The sequence below is a fragment of the Streptomyces sp. WAC06614 genome, assembly GCF_003949795.1.
In the GTDB taxonomy this organism is placed as follows: domain Bacteria; phylum Actinomycetota; class Actinomycetes; order Streptomycetales; family Streptomycetaceae; genus Streptomyces.
Genome location: NZ_RPRY01000033.1, coordinates 24,395 through 38,425, shown reverse-complemented (window position 1 = coordinate 38,425; position 14,031 = coordinate 24,395). Strand labels below are relative to the sequence as shown.

At 74.1% G+C, this 14,031-nt stretch carries 13 protein-coding genes; 5 read left to right on the top strand and 8 right to left on the bottom strand.

The annotated features are described in order from the left end of the window. The 5 genes from EF918_RS07455 to EF918_RS07435 all read right to left on the bottom strand — a co-directional run. On the bottom strand, window positions 1-300 hold a 300-nt coding region (locus EF918_RS07455; RefSeq protein WP_148141219.1), incomplete at its 3' end, for an amidohydrolase family protein. Window positions 301-715: 415 nt separating this feature from the next. Beyond that, the gene (locus tag EF918_RS07450; RefSeq protein ID WP_125642667.1) at window positions 716-1,840 is read right to left on the bottom strand and encodes an LLM class flavin-dependent oxidoreductase; all 1,125 of its coding nucleotides are present in this window, start codon (window positions 1,838-1,840) and stop codon (window positions 716-718) included. Window positions 1,841-1,934: 94 nt separating this feature from the next. Further along, the gene (locus EF918_RS07445; protein ID WP_125642664.1) at window positions 1,935-2,717 is read right to left on the bottom strand and encodes an SDR family NAD(P)-dependent oxidoreductase; all 783 of its coding nucleotides are present in this window, start codon (window positions 2,715-2,717) and stop codon (window positions 1,935-1,937) included. Between the two features lie 21 nt (window positions 2,718-2,738). Beyond that, window positions 2,739-3,692, bottom strand: coding sequence for an LLM class F420-dependent oxidoreductase (locus EF918_RS07440; RefSeq protein WP_185921635.1), 954 nt, complete (start codon window positions 3,690-3,692; stop codon window positions 2,739-2,741). 130 nt (window positions 3,693-3,822) lie between these two features. Next, a complete protein-coding gene (locus EF918_RS07435) occupies window positions 3,823-4,644 on the bottom strand; it encodes a hypothetical protein (RefSeq protein ID WP_260609940.1) in 822 nt (273 codons plus the stop codon). A 196-nt stretch (window positions 4,645-4,840) separates the two neighbouring features. Here EF918_RS07435 and EF918_RS07430 point away from each other — a divergent pair, with 196 nt between their 5' ends. After that, window positions 4,841-5,332: an NUDIX hydrolase gene (locus tag EF918_RS07430; RefSeq protein ID WP_125642661.1), complete on the top strand. Its 492-nt coding sequence runs from the start codon at window positions 4,841-4,843 to the stop codon at window positions 5,330-5,332. A gap of 60 nt (window positions 5,333-5,392) precedes the next feature. On the opposite strand, the gene EF918_RS07425 is transcribed toward EF918_RS07430, so the two are convergent. Both EF918_RS07425 and EF918_RS07420 read right to left on the bottom strand, forming a co-directional pair. Then, entirely contained in the window at window positions 5,393-6,271 is an 879-nt protein-coding gene (locus tag EF918_RS07425) for a serine protease (RefSeq protein ID WP_260609939.1), read from the bottom strand. Between the two features lie 155 nt (window positions 6,272-6,426). After that, window positions 6,427-7,650: an amidohydrolase family protein gene (locus tag EF918_RS07420; protein WP_125642655.1), complete on the bottom strand. Its 1,224-nt coding sequence runs from the start codon at window positions 7,648-7,650 to the stop codon at window positions 6,427-6,429. Window positions 7,651-7,782: 132 nt separating this feature from the next. Between EF918_RS07420 and EF918_RS07415 the strand changes: the two genes are divergently transcribed. The 3 genes from EF918_RS07415 to EF918_RS07405 all read left to right on the top strand — a co-directional run bounded on the left by EF918_RS07415 (window position 7,783) and on the right by EF918_RS07405 (window position 12,319). Continuing rightward, complete coding sequence (locus tag EF918_RS07415; protein WP_185921634.1) at window positions 7,783-10,872, top strand: BTAD domain-containing putative transcriptional regulator; 3,090 nt, start codon at window positions 7,783-7,785, stop codon at window positions 10,870-10,872. A gap of 197 nt (window positions 10,873-11,069) precedes the next feature. Beyond that, on the top strand, window positions 11,070-11,306 hold the full coding sequence (locus EF918_RS07410; protein WP_125642652.1) for a hypothetical protein: 237 nt from the start codon (window positions 11,070-11,072) through the stop codon (window positions 11,304-11,306). A gap of 272 nt (window positions 11,307-11,578) precedes the next feature. Further along, on the top strand, window positions 11,579-12,319 hold the full coding sequence (locus tag EF918_RS07405; RefSeq protein WP_125642649.1) for a class I SAM-dependent methyltransferase: 741 nt from the start codon (window positions 11,579-11,581) through the stop codon (window positions 12,317-12,319). 34 nt (window positions 12,320-12,353) lie between these two features. Here EF918_RS07405 and EF918_RS07400 read toward each other — a convergent pair whose 3' ends face one another. Further along, window positions 12,354-13,031 carry a DUF1326 domain-containing protein gene (locus EF918_RS07400; RefSeq protein WP_125642645.1) on the bottom strand — a complete coding sequence of 226 codons (678 nt, stop codon included), beginning with the start codon at window positions 13,029-13,031 and terminating at the stop codon, window positions 12,354-12,356. 221 nt (window positions 13,032-13,252) lie between these two features. Here EF918_RS07400 and EF918_RS07395 point away from each other — a divergent pair, with 221 nt between their 5' ends. After that, window positions 13,253-14,023, top strand: coding sequence for a DUF2182 domain-containing protein (locus EF918_RS07395; RefSeq protein ID WP_125642682.1), 771 nt, complete (start codon window positions 13,253-13,255; stop codon window positions 14,021-14,023). The last annotated feature ends 8 nt before the right edge of the window (window positions 14,024-14,031 follow it).

Here is a 14,031-nt window from a genome sequence, read left to right as displayed (position 1 = left end):
GTTGAGGGGCGCGAGCGTGAAGCCGCAGTTGCCGCCGACGACGGTCGTCACGCCGTGGTTCATGGAGGGGGTGGCGTACGGGTCCCAGAAGAGCTGGGCGTCGTAGTGGGTGTGGGGGTCGATGAAGCCGGGGGTGAGGACGAGTCCGGTGGCGTCCTCGGTGGTACGGGCCGGCTCGGTGACGGTGCCGGGGGCGGCGACGACGGTGATGCGGCCGTCGGCCATGCCGACGTCCGCGACACGGGCCGGCGCGCCGGTGCCGTCCACGACGGTGGCGCCCTTGATCAGGTGGTCGAGCATGGCGTCCTTCCTCACGTCCTTCCTCACGGTGGTGCGGACAGGGCCGCGCCGGAGCCGCCGCCAGGGGCGGCACTGCCGTGCCGGGCCGGGGCCGGGGCCGGAGCCGCCGCCAGGGGCGCGGGGAACTGCGCGGCCGACCGGCCGCGGCCCGCACTCCGGGTGGCGTGGTGACCCCCGCGGCGGCGCCGGTGCGCGGTCCCGCCGCCGTGGCCGATCCCTCCGAGCGGCCCGCGGGCCGGATGCGGCTGGTCGCGCAGTTCCCCGCGCCCCTGAAGGCCCGGCTCCGGGCCGACCGGGGTCCGCAGGGGAGCGGCCCCGGGCGGGGGCGAGGGTCGGCCGCGGCCCTGGTTCGCCTCCGGCCGGGGCCGGTTGCGGAACGGCGGTCCGGGAAGGCGCCGTTCCCGTTTCGGTCCCGTCAGGCGGCGGCCTGACGGAAGCGGGTGGTGCGGTGGACCGGGTCGGTGTCGATCTCCGGGATCACGTGCTCGCCGATCAGCTTGATCGTGTTCATGGTGTCCTCGTAGGAGACGCCCGTCGGAAGGCCGAAGGAGAGCTGGTCCGCGCCCGCCTGCTCCCAGCGCTTGCACTGGGAGAGGACCTCCTGCGGGTCGCCGCAGATCATCAGCTCCTCGGCGATGAGGAGCTCGATGATCTCCGCGTTGTACTCCGGCAGGATCTCCGGCCACTGGGGGATCGCCTCGGGGCGCGGGAAGGTGTCGTGGTAGCGGAAGACCAGCGACTGGAAGCGGTTCATGTTCGCGTGGACCGCGATCTCGACGGCCTTGTCGTGGGTCTCGGCGCAGATCGCGGTCGAGGTCACCATGACGTTGTCGTTGACGAAGGCGCCGATCGCCTTCGCCTCCTGTATGGCCGTCTTGTACTGCTCCAGCACCCACTCCATGTCGGAGACCTTCTGGACGCTGAAGCCCAGGACGCCGAGGCCCTTCTTCGCCGCCATGGCGTACGAGGACGGGGAGCCGGCCGCGTACCACATGGCGGGGTGGGCCTTGCCGTACGGCTTGGGGAAGACCTTGCGCGGCGGCAGCGACCAGTGCTTGCCCTGGAACCCCTCGTACTCCTCCTGGAGGAACATCTTGGGGAACTCCGCGATGGTCTCCTCCCAGATCTCCTTGGTGTGGTTCATGTCCGTGATGCCGGGCAGGAAGCCGAGGATCTCGTGGCTGCCGGCGCCCCGGCCGGTGCCGAACTCGAAGCGGCCCTTGGAGAGGTGGTCGAGCATGGTGACCTTCTCGGCCACCTTCACCGGGTGGTTCACCGGCGCGAGCGGGTTGAAGATGCCGGAGCCCAGGTGGATGCGCTCGGTGGCGTGGGCGAGGTAGGCGAGGAAGACCTCGTTCGCCGACAGGTGGGAGTACTCCTCCAGGAAGTGGTGCTCCGAGGCCCAGGCGTACTTGAAGCCGGACTTGTCGGCCTGGATGACGTATTCGGTCTCCTCGATCAGTGCCTTGTGCTCTGCCTCGGGGTCGACCTTGGAGCGCGCCTCAGGCACGTATCCCTGAACAAAGAGCCCGAATTCCAAGGGGGTTCACCGTCCTTCGATTTCTGACGCATCGTCAGATTGGTCGTTGCGACTGTTCCATCCCGGCTCGTCCGCGTCAATAGCTGACGATGCGTCAGGGAAGGCTGACGCCCGCCGTCCAGCCGCCGTCGATCACGAACGGCTGGCCGGTGATGTACGAGGAGTCCTCGCTGGTCAGGAAGAGGGCGAGCCGAGCGATCTCCTCGGGCCGTCCCACCCGCCCCAGCGGCACCACCTTCCGGTAGAGCTCCGCCATGGCCTCGCGTGCCTCGTCGCCCAGCTGCGCCGGGTCCACCTGGCCGGGGTTGGCCATGGGGGTGTCCACCGCGCCCGGGCACATGGCGTTGACCCGGATCCCGCTCGCGGCCAGCTCCAGCGCCGCGACCCGGGTCAGGCCGACGATCGCGGCCTTGGTGGCGGCGTACGCGCCCACGTACGCCATGCCCGTCAGGCCCGTGTACGAGGAGGTGTTGACGATGGTGCCGCCGCCCGCGGCGGCGATCTCGGGGGCCACGTGCCTGATGCCGAGGAAGGCCCCGACCTGGTTGACCCGGACCACCTCCTCGAACTCCGCCAGCGGGGTCGAGGTCAGCTCGTTGAAGCGCAGGATGCCGGCGTTGTTGACCAGGCCGTCGATCCGGCCGAAGGACTCCTTGGCCGCGGTGACCGCCGCGCACCAGGCCTCCTCCCGGCTCACGTCCAGGTGCACGTACCGGGCGCCCTTGCCCAGCTCCTCGGCCAGGGCCTCGCCCCGCTCGTCCAGTACGTCGCCCAGCAGCACCTCGGCGCCCTCGGCGGCGAACAGCCGGGCCTCCTGCTCGCCCTGGCCGCGGGCCGCGCCGGTGACGATCACCACGCGGCCGTCCAGCTTGCCCATGCCCACTCCTCGGTGTCCGTGTCAGACGAGATGCGGCGCCACGTCCGCGCCGAAGGCGGTGATCTGGTCCACCAGCTCGGCCCGGTCGCGGCTGCGGAAGCGCACCTGGACCTGGTCCACGCCGATGCGGGCGTAGGCGCGCAGGGACTCGGCCAGGGCCTCGGGCTTGCCGGCGAGGGTGCGCCGGCCGGTGTCCCAGCCGGGCTCGCCGACGTAGAGCGGCGGGGGGATGGCACCGATCTCGATCGGCTCGCTGTTCCCCGCCTCCGCGCGCAGGGCGCGGATCCGGGCGATCTGCGCCGGCAGCTTCTCCAGCGGATCACCCTGGGGCAGCCAGCCGTCACCCCGGACGGCCGCGCGGCGCACGGCGGCGGGCGAGGAACCGCCCACCCAGACCGGGATCCGCTCCTGGGCGGGCCGCGGGAGCTGGCCGAGGTCCTGGAAGGCGAAGTGCCGTCCCTCGAAGACGGGGAACTCCTCCGGGCCGAGCGCCGCCCGCAGGGCGTCCACGGTCTCGTCGAGCAGCGGGCCGCGGCCGTCGAAGTCCACGCCGAGCACCTCGAACTCCTCCTGCACGTGCCCGGCCCCGACGCCGAGGATCAGCCGGCCGCCCGACAGGTGGTCGAGGGTGGCGTAGCTCTTGGCGCTGAGCAGCGGGTGGCGCAGCGCCACGACGGCGACGTGGCTGAGCAGCCGGACGCGCTCGGTGATCCCGGCCAGGAAGGCCAGGGTGGCGACCGGGTCGTACCAGACGGTTCCCATCGGTCCGGCGAGCCGGCGCGGGACGGCCACGTGGTCGCAGGTGGCCAGGTAGCCGAAGCCGGCCCGGTCGGCGGCCCGGGCCACCTCGGCGAGGTCGGTCACGGTCGCCGAGGCCTCCCAGGGCTCGGCGTAGAGGGTGCTCTGCGACTGGACCGGGAGCTGCATCCCGTAGACCAGCCGGCCCTCCGGAAACACGCGTCGCGCCGCCACCATGCTGCCGCCACCGCCTTCATCTGACGAATCGTCATATGGATGCTGCGGGGCCATCGTCGTAGCTGACGGTCTGTCAGGCAAGGGGTCGGACGTCATCGCTCGGCCGGGGCGGCGGTGCCCGTCCGGTGGGTCAGAAGCCCTGCGGGCCCATCACGATGACCGGGTGGGCGGCCGGGTCCAGGGTCTGCAGGATCGTGCGCATCCCGTCCTTGGGGATGCCGACGCACCCCTGGGAGGGGCCGTCGTGGTCGACGTGCAGCCAGATGTTCCCGCCCTTGGCCGCGCCCTCCGGCTTGACCGGGTCCAGCGGGGAGCGGCCGGGGCGACGGTTGAAGTCGATCGCGACGACGTAGTCGAAGGAGCCGGCCAGGGACTCGCCGTCGACCCCGCGACCGGAGGGCACGAACAGGTCGTCGCGGTCGTACGGCAGGCGGGTGCCGGGCGGCTTCGGCAGCAGGCCGCCGGCGTCGGTGAGGGAGAAGACCCCCTCGGGGGAGGTCAGGTCCCCGACCGTGCGGCTGCCCTCGGGGGACCACCCCTTGGCGCCGTTGCGGGCCGGCCAGCTGCCGCGCGCGGTCCAGGGGGTGGCCGGATCGGGGCGGGTGTAGAGGGTGGCGGTGCTCTCCGAGACGCCCACGCCCTTGCCGGTCACCAGGACGAGTTGGCGGGACTCGGCCGGGATACGGGCCCGGGTGTGCTCGCTGACGCCCGGCAGGCCCTGGTCGGCCGGGCCGGGACGGTGCTCGCCGCGGGTGGCGCGGGGCTGGGCGGAGGGCTGCACGGGCGGGCGGTCGTCCCGGGCGGCCCGCAGCGCGGGGCCGTCCGAACGGTCCTGGACGGCATGGATCCACCCGGCGCCGAACGTCAGCAGGCCCACGCCCGCGGTGAGGGCGAGGAGCCTGGGCATACCGGACCGGGGGCGGGCGTGCTTGCTCCGGGCGTGCGTGCTCATTGGGCCGACCGTACAACAGGCGATGTTTCGGGTCGTTCAGGCATGAACTTCCCCCCGGGTGGTGTGTCGGGAAAATCGGACACCCATACGACCCTCGGGTTGGGCCGTTGCGCCCCCGCCCGATTCCCCCGGCGGTCGCGCAGCAGCCGTCAAATTCACTGGTGCCGAGCCCAGTTCAGCGGCTTAACCTGGGCCGATGAGCATCTTCGGCAAGCTTCGCAGCCCGCGCCCCCGGGCCCGTACGCCCCGCCGGGCCGCCCGGATCCTCGTCGTCTCGCCCGAGGGGTCGGTCTTCCTCTTCCGCGAGAACAACATCGAGGTCGGCGTCCACTGGGTACCGCCCGGCGGAGGCATCGACCCCGGTGAGACACCCGAGGAGTGCGCCCTGCGCGAGCTGCGCGAGGAGACCGGCTGGACCGACCTCGTCCCGCGACGGCTGCTGTGCACCTGGGAGCACGACTTCACCCACACGGGAACCCCGGTCCGTCAGCACGAGCACATCTACGTCACCTCCGGGCCCGAGCGCGAACCGGTCCTGGAACACCCGGGCATCCACTGGCGCTGGCTCTCCCCGGCCGCCCTCGACGCACTCGACGAGGTGATGTGGCCGCCGGGCATACCGGGCCTGCTGGCGGCCGGCCGGGCGGCCGAACCGGTGCACCTGGGGCTGGTGAACCCCCACCTGTAGGCCCGGCACGCGGCCCGGACGGACCCGGTCCCGGCTCCCCGGGCCGCCCGCGAGCGGCGGTTACGGCTTGGCGGCGGCCTGCTGGGCGCGCTGGAAGAGGTCGGCCGCGTAGTGGTCCAGGACCGTGCTGGTGGAGACGTCGTCGGTGTCGCCGCCGGTCAGGACGCCGATGATCCGGCCGTCGCGGGCCAGCCAGGCGCTGCCGCTGGTGCCGTCGGTGAAACCGGCGCAGTCGAAGCGCTGTTCCGTCGGGCTGGTGCGCACGGCCCGGGCCGTGCAGGTGTGCGGGGCCTCCTGGCCCGAGGGGTAGCCGGTGACGGTGACGTCCTCGTCGGACCGGCCGCCGGTGTCCAGTTCGGCGGCGCCGACGGCGGCCTCCACGCTGATGCCGGCGGAGTTCGGGGCGAGCCGGGCGAAGGCCAGGTCGTAGTCGTCGTCCGCACCGTCGGCCCAGCGGCCGTCCTCGTAGACCTCCTCGATCCGCCAGGTGCCGTACGGGGCCGCGCCGTTGGCGTACGCAGGTGCGAAGAGGGCGCCCTTGAGGCCGGAGGGGCCCTCGGCCAGGCAGTGGCCGGCGGTGACGATGAGGTTCCGGCCGGGGCTGTGCACGACGGTGGCCGTGCAGAAGTGTCCGCCCTTCGCCTCTCCTTCGAACAGCACGCCGGTGAACGCCGGTCCGGTGCCGGACCCGGCCGGACCGGAAGGTGCCGGGAGGGCGCCTGACGAGGCACCGGGGGTCGGAGCGGAGGAGGCTCCGTTCAGTTGCGGCCGCGAACCGGTGCCGTCCTTGCCGGACTTCGGGTTCGGCGAGCCGTGCGCGGCGGCGGGGCGGGCGCCGGGCTGCGCCTCGGGCGGCGGGACGAGCTCGGCCACGACGGCGGAGGCGGCGACGGCCGCCACGGCGCAGAGCACACCCGTCAGCGCTTGTTGCCGGTCCACCACAAGCCCCACCCCTCTCGCTTTGCTGCGGCGAAGCATGCCTTGCGTCCCGCGCCGCACGCAAGACACCCGGCTGCGCCCGCCGCCCCGCCATGGTCGGCCGTGGACACCCCCGGGCGCCGGGGATCCGGCCGCAACGGCCGGATCCGGACCCGTCAGGCCGCTCCCGGCCAGAGGCCCTCCGGGGTCAGGCCCAGCAGGTCGATGGCGTTGCCGCGGACGATCCGCTCGACCACGTCCGGGGGCAGGTGGCCCATCTGGGCCTGGCCGACCTCCTTGGACCGCGGCCAGGTGGAGTCCGAGTGCGGGTAGTCCGTCTCGTACAGGACGTTGCCGACGCCGATCGCGTCGAGGTTGCGCAGCCCGAAGGCGTCGTCGAAGAAGCATCCGTGGACGTGCTCGGCGAACAGCTCCGACGGCGGCCGGGTGACCTTGTCGGCGACCCCGCCCCAGGCCCGGTTCTCCTCCCAGACCACGTCGGCCCGCTCCAGGATGTACGGGATCCAGCCGATCTGCCCCTCGGCGTACATGACCTTCAGCCGCGGGAAGCGTTCGAACTTGCCGCTCATCAGCCAGTCGACCATGGAGAAGCAGCAGTTGGCGAAGGTGATGGTGGAGCCGACCGCGGGCGGGGCGTCCGCCGAGGTGGACGGCATCCTGGAGGAGGAGCCGATGTGCATGGCGATGACCGTGCCGGTCTCGTCGCAGGCCCGCAGGAACGGGTCCCAGTGGTCGGTGTGCACCGAGGGCAGGCCCAGGTGCGGCGGGATCTCGGAGAAGGCCACCGCGCGCACCCCGCGGGCGGCGTTGCGGCGCACCTCGGCGGCGGCCAGTTCGGCGTCCCACAGCGGGATCAGGGTGAGCGGGATCAGCCGGCCGGCGGCGTCGGGGCCGCACCACTCCTCCACCATCCAGTCGTTGTACGCCCGCACCCCCAGCAGGGCCAGCTCGCGGTCCTTGGCCTCGGTGAAGGTCTGGCCGCAGAAGCGGGGGAAGGTGGGGAAGCACAGGGCGGACTGGACGTGGTTGACGTCCATGTCCGCCAGCCGCTCGCGGACCGAGAAGGAGCCGGGGCGCATCTGCTCGTAGGTGATGACCTCCAGCCGGATCTCGTCGCGGTCGTAGCCGACGGCGGTGTCCAGCCGGGTCAGCGGGCGGTGCAGGTCCTCGTACACCCACCAGTCGCCGATCGGCCCGTCGTCACCCGGCGCGCCCATGACGGGGGCGAACTTGCCGCCGAGGAAGGTCATTTCCTTCAAGGGGGCGCGTACGATGCGCGGTCCGGTGTCGCGGTACTTCGACGGGAGCCGGTCCCGCCAGACGTGCGGGGGCTCCACCGTGTGGTCGTCCACCGAGATGATCTTCGGGAAGGTCTCCATGGCTCCCACGGTAGCGCTGATCTGACGAACCGTCAGCTAGTTGGAGGGTGCGGAACCGGCCGCGGGCTGACGTCTGTGCGCAAGACAGGGCAGACTGGCCACTACACCGACCGAAGGCAGGGGGGACGACAGATGGACGGCATACCGGCCATCCCGCACCAGCGGAACCACCCCGAGGCGGCACGCACCACGTCCCAGGACGGGGCGTCGGCCCCGGCCGGGGCCCGGACCCCGGCGACCGGCCCGGCGCGCGACGGCGCGCCCGGGCGGGCCGGGACCCCGGCCACGGCCCGGACCGACGCCGACCGGACCGGTGCCGCCGGCTCGCGCTTCGCCGTGCTCGGGCCCATCCGGGCCTGGCGGGGCGCCGAGGCCCTCGCCTCCGGCAGCCCCCAGCAGCGCGCCCTGCTCGCCGCCCTCCTGCTGCGCGGCGGCCACACCGCCACCGCGTCCGAACTCATCGACGCCATCTGGGGCGAGGACCCGCCGCCGCAGGCGCTGGCCACCATCCGCACCTACGCCTCCCGGCTGCGCAAGATCCTCGACCCCGGCCAGCTGGTCAGCGAGTCCGGCGGCTACGCGATCCGGACCCGGCCCGCCGCCCTCGACCTGGGCGTGGCCCGCTCCCTGGCCGCCGACGCCGACAAGGCCCGCGGCTCCGGCGACCGCTCCCTGGCCCGTACGCTGCTCGGCCGCGCCCTGGACCTGTGGGAGGGCGAGCCGCTGGCCGGCGTGCCCGGCCCGTACGCCGAGACCGAGCGCACCCGGCTCGCGGAGTGGCGCCTGCAGCTGCTGGAGACCCGCCTCGACCTCGACCTGGAGCTCGGCCACCACGCCGAGGCCGTCTCCGAGCTGACCGCGCTGACCGCCGCCCACCCGCTGCGCGAGCGGCTGCGCGAGCTGCTGATGCTGGCCCTGTACCGCAGCGGCCGGCAGGCCGAGGCCCTCGCCGTCTACGCCGACACCCGCCGGCTGCTCGCCGACGAGCTGGGCGTCGACCCGCGCCCCGAGCTCGCCGCGCTCCAGCAGCGGATCCTGCGCGCCGACGCCGAGCTGGCCGTCGCCGCCGACCAGCCGGCCGCCTCGGCCGCCCTGCCGGTGCGCCCGGCGCAGCTGCCCGCCACCGTCCCCGACTTCACCGGCCGCTCCACCCAGGTCGCCGAGCTCGGCGAGGTCCTCGCCGGCGCCGAGGGCCAGATCATGGCCGTCTCCGCGCTCGCCGGCATCGGCGGCGTCGGCAAGACCACCCTGGCCGTGCACGTCGCGCACGCCGCGCGCCCGCACTTCCCCGACGGTCAGCTCTACGTCGACCTGCGCGGCACCGAGGCCCGCCCGGTCGAGCCCGAGGCCGTCCTCGGCTCCTTCCTGCGGGCCCTGGGCCACCCCGACACCGCCATCCCCGACTCCCCGGCCGAGCGGGCCGCGCTCTACCGCTCCACGCTCGACGGCCGCCGCGTGCTGGTCCTGCTCGACAACGCCCGTGACGCCGCCCAGGTCCGCCCGCTGCTGCCCGGCACCGCCGGCTGCGCCGCCCTGGTCACCAGCCGGGTGCGGATGGCGGGGCTGGCCGGGGCGCACCTGGTCGACCTGGACGTGATGAGCCCGGAGGAGGCGCTGCTGCTGTTCACCCGGATCGTCGGCGAGGAGCGGGTCGGCGCCGAGCGGCAGGCCGCCCTGGACGTCGTCGGCGCCTGCGGGTTCCTGCCGCTGGCCATCCGGATCGCCGCCTCCCGGCTCGCCGCCCGCCGCACCTGGACCGTCTCGGTCCTCGCCGCCAAGCTGGCCGACGAACGCCGCCGCCTGGACGAGCTCCAGGCCGGCGACCTCGCCGTCAAGGCCACCTTCGAGCTCGGCTACGGCCAGCTGGAGCCCGGCCAGCAGCGCGCCTTCCGCCTCCTCGGACTCGCCGACGGCCCCGACATCTCCCTCGCGGCGGCCGCCGCCGTGCTGGCGCTGCCCGAGCACGACGCCGAGGACCTCCTGGAGGCCCTGGTGGACTGCTCCCTGCTGGAGTCGGCCGCGCCCGGCCGCTACCGCTTCCACGACCTCGTACGGCTCTACGCGCGCGCCTGCGCCGAGCGGGACGAGCAGCCCCCGGCCGAGCGCGACGCGGCCCTGTCCCGGCTGCTGGACTTCTACCTGTCCACCGCCGCCCAGGTCTACGCCCTGGAGCGGCCCGGGGACCGGCTGCCCGCCCACCTGGCCGCCACCGCCTACCCCGGGCTGGTCTTCGCCGACCGGCACGCCGCGCTGGACTGGATCTACGCGGAGGCCGATCCGCTGCTGGCCTGCGTACGGCAGGCGGCGGCGCGCAAGGACGTCGAGGTGGACGTGCTGCGCCGGGCCGTCGACCTGCTGTGGGCGGCCAAGGACCTGCTGGAGTCCGGGGCCAACTCGCGCCAGTACGAATCCGCGGCCGTGGCCCTGCGCGACGCCGCGCAGGCCTCGGGCGACCCGCGCGCCGAGGGTCGGGCCCGGACCACGCTGACCAACGTCCACCTGGTCGCCGGCCGGTTCGCCGAGGCCGACGACGAAGCCTCGCAGGCGATGGTGCTCGCCGGGGCCGCCGGGGACCCTCTGCCGAGCTGCTGGGCCCCCAACGACCGCGGGATCATCGCCCTGTACGAGGGCCGCCACTCCGACGGCGAACGGCACCTGCGCCAGGCCATCGAGTGCTTCCGGGCCGACGGGAACAACGTCGGCGAGGCCAGCGCCCTGTGCAACCTGTCCCGGATCGAGGCCGAGCTCGGCCGGCTGGCCTCGGCCATCGAGCTGGCGGAGCAGGGCATCGCGATCTACGACCGGATGGGCCTGTCCCTGCGCTCCGCCAACGGCCGCTACGCCCTGGGCATCGTGCTCACCCAGGCGGGCCGGACCGCGGACGCGCAGCAGCAGCTGACCGAGGCGCTGTCGCTGTTCCACGACAACCGCCAGCCGCTGTGGGAGGGCATCACACACTTCCGGCTGGCCGAGGCCCAGCTGGCGGCGGGCCGGGCGGCGCAGGCCGCCGCGCACGCCGAACAGGCCATCGCGCTGCGGGTGATGGGCGGCGAGTGGCGCCGGGCGTGTGTGGTGATGGTGCTCGGCCGGGCCCTGCACCGGCTCGGCCAGACCGACCGGGCGCAGGCCTGCTGGCGGGACGCGGAGGCCGTCTTCGAGCAGCTCGGCTCGCCCGAACTCGCCGAAGTGCGCGCCCTGCTGGCGTCCGCGACCAGGGCCTGACCTATTCTCGACCCGGTGGCCCGAACCGTACGCTGGCCGCTGCGACCTGCGCCGATGCGCACGGTCCGGCGCGGCCCGGGTGCTGAACGGGGCGTTCATCGTTCGTTTATCGCCCCGCGCCACCATGTACTCATCGACCCGTTCGGCGGTCCGCGGGGGAATCGCCGAACGGGCCCGAACATCCTCAGGAGTGGACGATGACGACGATCGACAGCGCTGCCCAGGTCCCGGGCGACGGGGACATCAAGCCCATGGACAACCACGCCACGGGCATCGATATCAAGGCCATGGACAACCACGCGACGGGCACCGAGCCGCTGGCCGCGCCGGACGCCGCACCTGCCGCACCCGCCACCGGCGCCCCGCTGGGCACCGCTCCGGCGGCCGAGGAGATCACCTCGATGGACAACCACGCCACGGGCCCGCGCCCGTAACTGCTGCACGGCGCGGACCGCAAGGACCCGCCTGGGCTTCGGGGGAGGCCCACGGAGGGCACCCGGGGGAAGCACCACCACGGGGGAACAACGGGGGAAAAGCTACGGGGGAAATGCCGCGGAGCGGGTCGGGGGACCCGTACCGCGGCAGGGGGGAAGACGGTCGCGGTGGCCCGGAGGGGGAGCCATCGCGACCGTCTTTTGTCATGTACCAGCCGATTTGTGGCGGTTCCTCCCCGCCCCGGACGTCCGGCGGTGGCTAGGCTTGCGGCGTGTTCACCGCAGAGGGACCCACCGTCCGCGAACTCGCCGTCCAGGCCCTGTCCTCGACCGAGCGCGGCTACGACCTGCTGGCGCCGAGGTTCGACCACACCCCGTTCCGCACGCCGCTGCCGATCCTGGACGCCTGCGAGGAGGCCCTCGCCCAGACCCTCCCCGGCCCGGTCCCCGCCGGCCTGGACCTCTGCTGCGGCACGGGCGCCGCGATCCCCCTGCTCCGCCGGCTGTGCCGGGACCGCGTGACCGGGGTGGACTTCAGCGAAGGCATGCTGAGGCGGGCGGCCGAGGCCCAGGGCCCGGCCGGGCCGCCCGTGGTCGCGTTCGTCCGGGCCGATGTGCGGGACCTGCCCGCTTCCCTGCACGGGTCGTACGACCTGGCCGTGAGCTTCGGGGCGTTCGGGCACTTCCTGCCCGCCGAGCGGCCCGGGCTCTTCGCCCAGGCGTACGCGGCCCTGCGCCCCGGCGGGGTCTTCGCCTTCCCGATCGGGGCCCCGCCCCGCCCCGCCTCCCCCGTCTGGTGGGCCGCCGCCGGCTTCGACGCCGTCATGCGGGTGCGCAACGCCCTGTGGCGGCCGCCGTTCGTCATGTACTACCGGACCTTCCCGCTGGGCGGCGTCCGCACCGACCTGGAGGCGGCCGGCTTCAGCGTGCGGACCCAGGCCCTGGAGCCCTTCGGCCGCCGCCCCGACGGCAGCCCGCGCTGGCGCCTGGTGCTGGCCCGCCGACCGGACTGAGCCGACCGGACTGCCGACCGGCCCGCGCCGCGGCTCAGGCCCCGTCGGGGCCGCTCCAGTCGAACGGGATGTGCTTGCTGGACTGCCCGTCCCGGCTCCACTCGAAGCCGAAGGCCTCCACGCGGTTGCGCGTGGCCCGGCCCCAGGTGACGACCTGGCCCGGGCCGGTCTCCGAGCCGGGCATGTTCCTCGACTGCACGCGCTCGCCCTCGGGCGTGGTGGGGCCGGTCAGGGCCTCGCCGGCCGCGTCGACGTGGCCGGGGACCGAGACGCGCCAGCTGCCGAGGTCCTCGTCGACGGACATCTCGATGGGGGCGGTGTCCATGCCCCGCATCTCGGCGCCGAACATGCTCACCATCTCGGCCGGCCAGCTCCCCGCCTGCCCGCCGAAGATCATCAGCAGGGCCTCGCGCTGGGCCTCGTCGGCGCGCTCGTCGAGGAAGACCGCCGCGTAGGCGTCGGAGTGCTCGGCCCACACGTTGCCGGTGAACGAGGCCACCATCAGCACGTTGAGGCCGTCCAGCGGCACGTCGCCGTAGTGGCCCTGGCGGACGTGCCAGGCCAGGATCCCGTCGCAGGCGCCGTACGTGGGCGGCTGCGCGAAGGTGCAGGGGCAGGGGACGTCGCACCGGCAGGTGTCGAACCAGTCCCCCTCGGCGTGCCACGTGGGGATGGCCGCCGGGGTCGTCGTCTCGGTGTCGGTCGCGGACATCTCGCCGCCTCCTGAGGGCGTTCGGCCGGGCCAGGCGCACCTCTCCGGTTCTTCCCCCCTCCAGTGTCCGCCCGCGGCCGCCCGTCCGCCAAGGCGCGCGGACGGCCCCGGCGTGCTGTGCTGGAGGCGTGCGGCGGCCCGGCCCGAGGAACGACCTCTCCGCGCCCCTGCGACCGGCGGACCTGCTGGCGGCGCGGGAGCCCGCCCTGGTCTGGGCGCTGATGGCGGTGGTGGCGCTGCTCGCCTGGGTCCTGGTGGTCGGGCAGGCTCGGGGCATGGCGGCCGTCCCGGGGACGATGGGCATGGCGCTGCCGCTGTTCCTGCTGCTGTGGGTGGTCATGATGATCGCCATGATGTTCCCGTCGGTGGCGCCCGTGGCGATCACCTGGGCCCGGAGCATCGGCCGCAGCTCGGCGGGAGCGGTCCGGGTGGCCCGGCTGACGGAGTTCGTGTGCGGCTACCTGCTGGCCTGGACGGCGTTCGGGCTGGTCACGTACGGGATCCTGGCCGCGGCCGGCCCGCTGGTGGCCGAGCACCCCGACCTGGGGCGGTGGCTGGGCGCGGGCGCCTTCCTGCTCGCCGGGTTCCAGCAGCTCGGCCCGCTGAAGGACGTGTGCCTGCGGCACTGCCGCAGCCCGATGGGCCAGCTCGTGCGGTACGCCGGGTTCCGCCCGCGCGCCCGGGACCTGCGGGTGGGGCTGCACCACGGGCTGTACTGCGTCGGCTGCTGCTGGGGCCTGATGCTCGTGCTGGTCCCGCTGGGCGTGATGAACGTGGCGGCGATGGCCGCGGTCGCCGTGGTGATCTTCGCGGAGAAGCTGTGGCGGCGCGGCCCGCTGTTCGCCACCGTGGTCGGGGTCGCCTTCCTGGCCCTCGGCGTGCTGGCGGCGGTGGACCCGACCCTGCCGTGGCTGCTGCCGGGCCTGACGACCCCGCAGCAGCCGACGCCTGACATGCCTGACATGCCTGACATGAAGATGCCGGGGGCGTAGGCGTACGG

Bases quoted from the DNA above. Each gene is read 5' to 3' on its own strand.
- EF918_RS07435 (WP_260609940.1), bottom strand. From the start codon at position 4,644: ATGAGCACGCACGCCCGGAGCAAGCACGCCCGCCCCCGGTCCGGTATG.
- EF918_RS07410 (WP_125642652.1), top strand. From the start codon at position 11,070: ATGACGACGATCGACAGCGCTGCCCAGGTCCCGGGCGACGGGGACATC.
- EF918_RS07430 (WP_125642661.1), top strand. From the start codon at position 4,841: ATGAGCATCTTCGGCAAGCTTCGCAGCCCGCGCCCCCGGGCCCGTACG.
- EF918_RS07420 (WP_125642655.1), bottom strand. From the start codon at position 7,650: ATGGAGACCTTCCCGAAGATCATCTCGGTGGACGACCACACGGTGGAG.
- EF918_RS07445 (WP_125642664.1), bottom strand. From the start codon at position 2,717: ATGGGCAAGCTGGACGGCCGCGTGGTGATCGTCACCGGCGCGGCCCGC.
- EF918_RS07440 (WP_185921635.1), bottom strand. From the start codon at position 3,692: ATGGTGGCGGCGCGACGCGTGTTTCCGGAGGGCCGGCTGGTCTACGGG.
- EF918_RS07415 (WP_185921634.1), top strand. From the start codon at position 7,783: ATGGACGGCATACCGGCCATCCCGCACCAGCGGAACCACCCCGAGGCG.
- EF918_RS07400 (WP_125642645.1), bottom strand. From the start codon at position 13,031: ATGTCCGCGACCGACACCGAGACGACGACCCCGGCGGCCATCCCCACG.
- EF918_RS07395 (WP_125642682.1), top strand. From the start codon at position 13,253: ATGGCGGTGGTGGCGCTGCTCGCCTGGGTCCTGGTGGTCGGGCAGGCT.